This window comes from Streptosporangium sp. NPDC003464, assembly GCF_053588315.1.
In genome coordinates, this window is sequence record NZ_JBSFPS010000407.1 from 1 (window position 1) to 6,024 (window position 6,024).

The following is a 6,024-nucleotide window of genomic DNA, read 5'->3' on the forward strand; positions in this document are numbered from 1 at the left end:
GGCCGCGGCGGCGCGGGCAGCCGGGACACGCGGTCGGGGTCGGCGTGGCCGAGCGCGCCGGCCACCGCGCGCAGCCCGTCCAGCTCGGCCCGGCAGCCTGGGCAGCCGTCGGCGTGCGCGAGCAGCGTGGCGGTCTCGGTCTTCGGCAGGCGGCCGAGCGCGTGCATCCCGAGAAGGGACTGATAGTCGCGGCAGCTAATCACCGTCCCACCCCATCTCCTCCATGACCAGGCGGAGCGCCTTGAGCGCGTAGAACACCCTGCTGCGCACCGTACCCGGAGGAATGCGCAGTTCGGCGGCGACCTCGGCGGGCGCCCGGTCACGCAGATGGACCTCCACCAGGATGTGCCGCTGCTCCGGCGACAGGCGTCGCAGCGCTTCCTCGACCTGCATGCCGAGCAGCAGCCCCTCCAGATCGTTGCCCGCCGGCAGGTCCTTCTCCTGCTCGGCCGAGAGCTGCGGCCGCACGGACCGCGCCCGCATGAGGTCGATCACCACATTCCTGCAGATCGCGAAGAGCCAGGTGCGCGGGGACGACTGCCGGTGGTCGTAGCGGGCCGCGGTGCGCCAGGCGCGGACGAAGGTCTCCTGCACCGCGTCCTCGGCCAGCCCAGGGTCGCCGAGCGACCTGCTGGCAAAGGCGAACAGCTCGCCTCCGTGATCGTCGTAGACCGTCCGCAACGTGGCCTCGTCATCCAGCCGCACGCGTCCTCCTCCCGTTTCCTGGGGCATGTTTCCTGGGGCATACGGAACGGATCTCTGTGGCGTTCATCCATTTTCGCGTGAACGCGACGCGCGGTGGCACCGTACTCCCTCCCGTCACCAGCGACATCAGCAACCGACGGAGGAGACGACATGCGTAGAGGTGTTTGGACGGCGGCGCTCGGGGCGGCGCTCTCGGTGACCGCGGTGTCAGCGGTTCCCGCGCTGGCGGACACGGCGTCCGGGTCCGAGCAGCGCGCCCAGGTGCGCATCCAGTCGCCGAGGGCCGGCGCGTTGACCGGGGTGGAGGGAGCGGCCTGGACGATGGAGCTGTCCGTCCACTACCGCGACGGCCTCAAGGCGGCGGGGTGGAGCGGGCCGCAGGTCACCGGGCCCCAGGGTGGCACCGGCACGTTCGGGCCCGGCAGGGACGACAAGCTGCCCGGCCTTGTCGTCCTGCTCTCCACCACGACAGGCTTCTCCGGGCCTGGCACCAACCTGGCGAACCTGTTCAACGTCACCGGGGTGGCCCAGCGGGACCGGAGCGGGATCAGGATCTGGGACTCCTGGCTGGTCGGCAAGGCGCTGTTCGGCAAGGACGTCGACAGTGTGGTGACCGTCGCGGTCGTGAAGGACCTCGACGGCAACGGCGTGTTCGACGACGCCCCTGACGTGGTCAAGGACGTCACGGGCGACGGCAGGGTCGACGCCCGTGACCTGCGCGAGCTGGGCGTGGCGTCGAACGTCGCCGTGCTGCCGTTCCGGATCAGCGGCGCGGCCGCCTGACCGGCGGGTAGTCCCGCGGCAGTCACCGGTGGCGTCCGTGCGGCTGGGCCGAGGAGGTCCCGCATCGGATGTCCTGGGGCACGGACATGAGATCTCCAGGTGGACGGCCGATTCCTCCCCGGTCGTGTGGACCCGGGCCGGGGAGGAATCGATCGCCTTGGTCCGGGAGCCGCCAGGTGCGGCGCGGGGAGACCTCCGCCTCCCGCCGGTGAGGCGGGTTGTCAGTGGTGGTAGGCGTGGACCACCGCGTGTCCCTTGCCCTTGCCGATGATCCACTTGTTGATCGGGGTGGTGACGAGGAAGGCCACCAGCAGGGAGAACGCGAGAGCGCCCCAGAACAGGACCGAGGTGAGACCGGCGTCCATGGCGCCGGGCACCACCATCATCACTCCGTTGTCGACGATCTCCATGACGATGATGGACACGGTGTCGGCGGCGAGGGCCAGCCGTACGAGCTCGCGCCAGCCGAGACCGGACTTGCGCAGTCCCACGATGGTGAGCGCGTAACCGAAGAAGAAGGCCAGGATGACGGCCAGGACGATGGTCGGCGTGTTGGACCAGCCCAGGGCCGTGCCGATCACCATGCCGAGCACCTCGCCGATGGCACATCCGGTGAGGCAGTGCAGGGTCGCCGACGCCGCCGCCCGCCACGTCACCTTCCCGGAGTGGCCCGCGTGAGAGTGACCGGCGTGTGAAGGGTCGGCGTGAGAGGGACCCGCGTGCCCGTGCTGGCCATGCCCGTGCTGCTCATGCCCGTGGTGCCCTCCGTGCCCTTCATGTCCGGCGTGCTCCATGTGGTGCATCGGTTCCGACATCACAATCTCCTGACTCGCACGTCACACTAGCCCCGGCCACAATATACCTAAGGGGGGTATACATCAATGATTTTTTCCCCGTAAAGCCCCAAAAATGCTGGATCTTCACGAATGATCCACTTCACCCCAGAGTACCCCGGCAAGCCGCGACTCTACTATGGTCGATCGGCGTAGAGCCGATGGGCCTCCCCTGCCACGACATCTCGATCCTCCAGCCACCGAATGACCTACGATAGCCAATAGTAGAGCTGGCTAAGCTACCGCCATGGCCTCCATCGATCAGCGTCTCCGCCTGCGCACAAGCGCCGCCCTGGCACTCCTGGCTCTTCTCGGTACGGCATGCACCGGGGAGTCACCGGGGAAGGCCGCTGATCCCGCCGATCCCGGGATCGGTCACGTCCACGGCCTCGGCGTCGACCCTGCCGACGGCACGATCTACATCGCGGGGCACTACGGACTGTTCCAGGTCCGGTCCACCGACACCGCCCGGCGCATCGCCGACCGCGTCCAAGATCACATGGGGTTCACCGTCGTCGGCCCGAGGACCTTCCTCGCAAGCGGGCACCCCGCGGCGGCCGACGTCCCGCCCGGCGGCTCCCCGCACCTGGGCCTGATCCGTACGACGGACGCCGGCACCACTTGGACCTCGGTGTCGGAGGCGGGCAGTGCCGACTTCCACTCGATCCAGCCGGCGGGAACGGCTCTCTATGCCTACGACAGTCAGACGGAGCGGGTACGGCGTAGCGGCGACGAGGGCCGGACCTGGACACCGGGAGCGGAGGCACAGGTGATCGACCTGGCCGGTCACGCGGAAGAGCCGGACCGTGTATACGCGACCACACCGGACGGGCTCCAGGTCAGCCATGACAGCGGCATGAATTTCACCGCACTCACCGGTGTCCCCCTCCTCTCCCATGTGGACTCTCTCAGCAAGGACGAGTTGATCGGAGTCGGTGTCGACGGCCAGGTGCAGGCCAGCAAGAACGGCGGTAGGACCTGGCAGGCATCGGGCCGCCTGCCTGGCCAGGCCGCTGCCTTCACCGCCGTCAACCGGCAGCGTCTCCTCGCGGCCATGGATGACGGGACCGTCATGGAGTCGTCAGACGGAGGGCGGCAGTTCTCCGTCGCCTACCGGCCCGCTTCGAGCTGATCTTCGACGATCCACCACCGGTCGACACGGAGGCCGACCAGAGCCCTGTCCGGCCGACAGGGTGTCACGGTGGTGGATCGTGGAACGGTCGCGGACAAGGTGTGACCGTCGCCTTGAAAGCTCGGATCGGCTCTTTGACTCTCCGGGCACGGGCGGGCGGTCTGCGGCGGGGCCTTGAGGATCACGCAGCCGGATCAGTGCGGGATGGCGCCGCCCGCGAGGATCCGGCGATAGTTGGTCACGCGGTCCTCCACACTGTCGAGACAGCAGCTGGCGCACTTCTCGCCATGGTCCGCGGTGTAGAAGAGGCAGCACGTCCGGCGTAGATAGAACAGCCCCTCCCGGCCGCCCTCGGCGAGCCGGATCATCTCGCCGAGCCTGCCCAGCTCCTGCGGGCAGGCCGCGAGGAACTCGTCATAGGCGCGCTGCAGCACATCCACATCGGCGCCCGACGACCTGCTCGCGGCGCTGAACGCCGCGGCACATCCCTGGGCGATGCCGCCGTTGAGCTGGCGCCTGCCCGCCCGGCTGCACACGCGCATCGCGTCGGCGAGCGGGAAAAGGTGATCGTCGAGTACCTGCTTCACCAGCAGCCCCAGCCGTTCGTCGCCGGTCATGCCCGAGACGTCGACCAGCCGCGGCCTGCGCAGCGCGACGGCCTTGAAACCGTGGTCGCCGAGCCGGAGCGCCACGTTCTCCGGCCGGACGTCCAGCACCACCCCGTACAACGCCCAGGCCAGCAGCGCGGGAGCGGTCACGGTGCCGGCGTAGACCGCCATGACCGTGAGGGCCACCGCGTGTGCGGACACCTGCCCACTGCCCACGCGTTCGGCTTCGAGAACTTGGGCCAACTCCGTGGAGGTGGGGTCCAGCAACCTGTCTGCGGCGATCCAGTCCTCCTCCGGATCCAGGCCGGCCTCCAGCCGGTAGCGCTCGCCGTACCCCGCGAGGGTCTCAAGCACGACAGTGGGGTCGGCGGACGGGTGCGTCACGGGCTGCAGCTCCTTGGGTAACAGACGGCGGTGGCCGCGGACAATTCTGCGCTATCGCGACACTTGACCCGATCTGCCGGCCGCTCCAGGTGGCCGCCGGGCACTCGAAGACAGCCGTGCCGGGGAGTGTCGTCAGAAGGGGTGCGCGGATGGCACCCTGGGACGATCGCGATCACGAGGAGACCAGTGATGACCCACCCTTTCGGCACGCAGCCCGCGACTCGGCACACCCCTCTCAGCCCGGAGGAGAGGGTCCGGGCCGAGGCGAACTTCGTCCCCCTTGTCGCCCAGCGACTCGCCGCCGACGGGCGGTTCAGGGTGAGCGCCGACACGCCGGAGATGGCGGAGCTGTTCCAGGCGGTCGCCCGCAGGGTGGGTGACCTGCTCGGACGGCCTGTGGTCAGCTACGCCAACGGCAGATACATCGTGATCACCTTCGGCCAGGAGGAGGCCCCCGGCCTCGCCGGCTGAGGCGCCCGCTCAGCGCGGGAGTGACCGCCAGGCGTCATCGACAGCCCCTCGGCGGGGCGGCTCCACCCGCGGTCCCACCGCCTCCGGCGCGCGGGGACGGGTCAGACCTTCCGCGGCACGCTCGCGGACACCATGCGGAAGCCGATGTTGCCGGCGCTGCTGTCGGGGGTGTTACGGGTGCGGGCGGCCACCCGGTAGCGGTTGCAGTAGGAGTCGTGACACATGTAGGAGCCGCCCCGCATCACCTTGGACCCCTCCCCTGCGCCCCAGGGGTCGGCGCACCACTCCCACACGTTGCCCACGCAGTTGTGCAGGCCGTACCCGTTGGGGGCGTAGGCGTCGACCGGCGCCGTCCCCCGGTGGCCGTCCTCGGCGGTGTTGCGGGTCGGGAAGTGGCCCTGCCAGATGTTGCAGCGGTGCTCGCCGTCCGGGGTCAGCTCATCCCCCCAGGGGTAGCGCCGCTGCTCCAGGCCGCCGCGGGCGGCGTACTCCCACTCCGCCTCGGCCGGCAGGCGCCCGCCGGCCCAGGCGCAGAACGCCACCGCGTCGCTCCAGGACACGTGCACCACCGGATGGTCCCAGCGCCCCTCCAGGTCCGAGTCCGGCCCTTCCGGATGGCGCCAGTCCGCCCCGCTCACCCCGCACCACCACGGTGTCTGCGGCGGGCGCGGTGACACCCGCCGTAGCGCGCCCGGCAGGAACCCCGCGAACACGTACGACCAGCCGAAGCGCTCGGCCTCCGTGAGATGGCCGGTGGCCTCGACGAACCCGGCGAACCGGGCATTGGTCACCGCGTACCGGTCCGCCGCGAACGGCTCCACCGCCACCGGGCGCACCGGCCCCTCGGCGTCCTCGGGGAAACCGTCGGCGTCCTCGGTGCCCATCAGGAACCGGCCGCCGTCCAGCGTCACCGCCTCCCGGTGCCATCCCGGTACGGTCACCCCGTCCGGCGCCTGCGGCCGGCCGGCCGGCGCCACGGCCGGGGCCGGCAGGTCGCCGCGGCCACCGCCACAGCATGAGGGCATCGCTCAGTCCTTTCCGATGTGCCCTGGCACGTCCACGGGTGTCCCCGCGGGCGGGGACGCCTCCCGCCGCTCCGCCCGGCCCC

The 6,024-nt window shown here is 70.4% G+C and carries 8 protein-coding genes; 3 read left to right on the top strand and 5 right to left on the bottom strand.

Annotated elements, in window-relative coordinates; all coding sequences use genetic code 11:
• Positions 1-203, bottom strand: a 203-nt coding sequence (locus ACWDS7_RS45785; RefSeq protein WP_451934405.1) for an anti-sigma factor family protein, incomplete at its 3' end; no start/stop codon positions are given.
• A complete protein-coding gene (locus ACWDS7_RS45790; protein ID WP_306873955.1) occupies positions 196-705 on the bottom strand; it encodes a sigma-70 family RNA polymerase sigma factor in 510 nt (169 codons plus the stop codon). The genes ACWDS7_RS45785 and ACWDS7_RS45790, both read right to left, overlap by 8 nt.
• Before the next feature lie 150 nt (positions 706-855).
• Between ACWDS7_RS45790 and ACWDS7_RS45795 the strand changes: the two genes are divergently transcribed.
• Positions 856-1,488: a hypothetical protein gene (locus ACWDS7_RS45795; protein ID WP_451934406.1), complete on the top strand. Its 633-nt coding sequence runs from the start codon at positions 856-858 to the stop codon at positions 1,486-1,488.
• Between the two features lie 221 nt (positions 1,489-1,709).
• Here ACWDS7_RS45795 and ACWDS7_RS45800 read toward each other — a convergent pair whose 3' ends face one another.
• Positions 1,710-2,144 (bottom strand): DUF4396 domain-containing protein, encoded by a 435-nt coding sequence (locus tag ACWDS7_RS45800; RefSeq protein WP_306873958.1) that lies wholly within the window; start codon positions 2,142-2,144, stop codon positions 1,710-1,712.
• 424 nt (positions 2,145-2,568) lie between these two features.
• Between ACWDS7_RS45800 and ACWDS7_RS45805 the strand changes: the two genes are divergently transcribed.
• Positions 2,569-3,453 (top strand): F510_1955 family glycosylhydrolase, encoded by an 885-nt coding sequence (locus ACWDS7_RS45805; protein ID WP_451934407.1) that lies wholly within the window; start codon positions 2,569-2,571, stop codon positions 3,451-3,453.
• 194 nt (positions 3,454-3,647) lie between these two features.
• On the opposite strand, the gene ACWDS7_RS45810 is transcribed toward ACWDS7_RS45805, so the two are convergent.
• Positions 3,648-4,445, bottom strand: a complete 798-nt coding sequence (locus ACWDS7_RS45810; protein WP_451934408.1) for an IucA/IucC family C-terminal-domain containing protein — start codon at positions 4,443-4,445, stop codon at positions 3,648-3,650.
• Positions 4,446-4,634: 189 nt separating this feature from the next.
• Here ACWDS7_RS45810 and ACWDS7_RS45815 point away from each other — a divergent pair, with 189 nt between their 5' ends.
• Positions 4,635-4,916 (top strand): hypothetical protein, encoded by a 282-nt coding sequence (locus tag ACWDS7_RS45815; protein ID WP_451934409.1) that lies wholly within the window; start codon positions 4,635-4,637, stop codon positions 4,914-4,916.
• A 101-nt stretch (positions 4,917-5,017) separates the two neighbouring features.
• Here the strand turns inward: ACWDS7_RS45815 and ACWDS7_RS45820 are convergent, their stop codons facing one another.
• The gene (locus ACWDS7_RS45820; protein WP_451934410.1) at positions 5,018-5,941 is read right to left on the bottom strand and encodes a formylglycine-generating enzyme family protein; all 924 of its coding nucleotides are present in this window, start codon (positions 5,939-5,941) and stop codon (positions 5,018-5,020) included.
• Positions 5,942-6,024: the final 83 nt, after the last annotated feature.

What these genes read in the sequence shown, in the direction of transcription:
- ACWDS7_RS45795 (WP_451934406.1), top strand. Translation starts at nt 856, where the DNA reads ATGCGTAGAGGTGTTTGGACGGCGGCGCTCGGGGCGGCGCTCTCGGTG.
- ACWDS7_RS45805 (WP_451934407.1), top strand. Translation starts at nt 2,569, where the DNA reads ATGGCCTCCATCGATCAGCGTCTCCGCCTGCGCACAAGCGCCGCCCTG.
- ACWDS7_RS45815 (WP_451934409.1), top strand. Translation starts at nt 4,635, where the DNA reads ATGACCCACCCTTTCGGCACGCAGCCCGCGACTCGGCACACCCCTCTC.
- ACWDS7_RS45820 (WP_451934410.1), bottom strand. Translation starts at nt 5,941, where the DNA reads ATGCCCTCATGCTGTGGCGGTGGCCGCGGCGACCTGCCGGCCCCGGCC.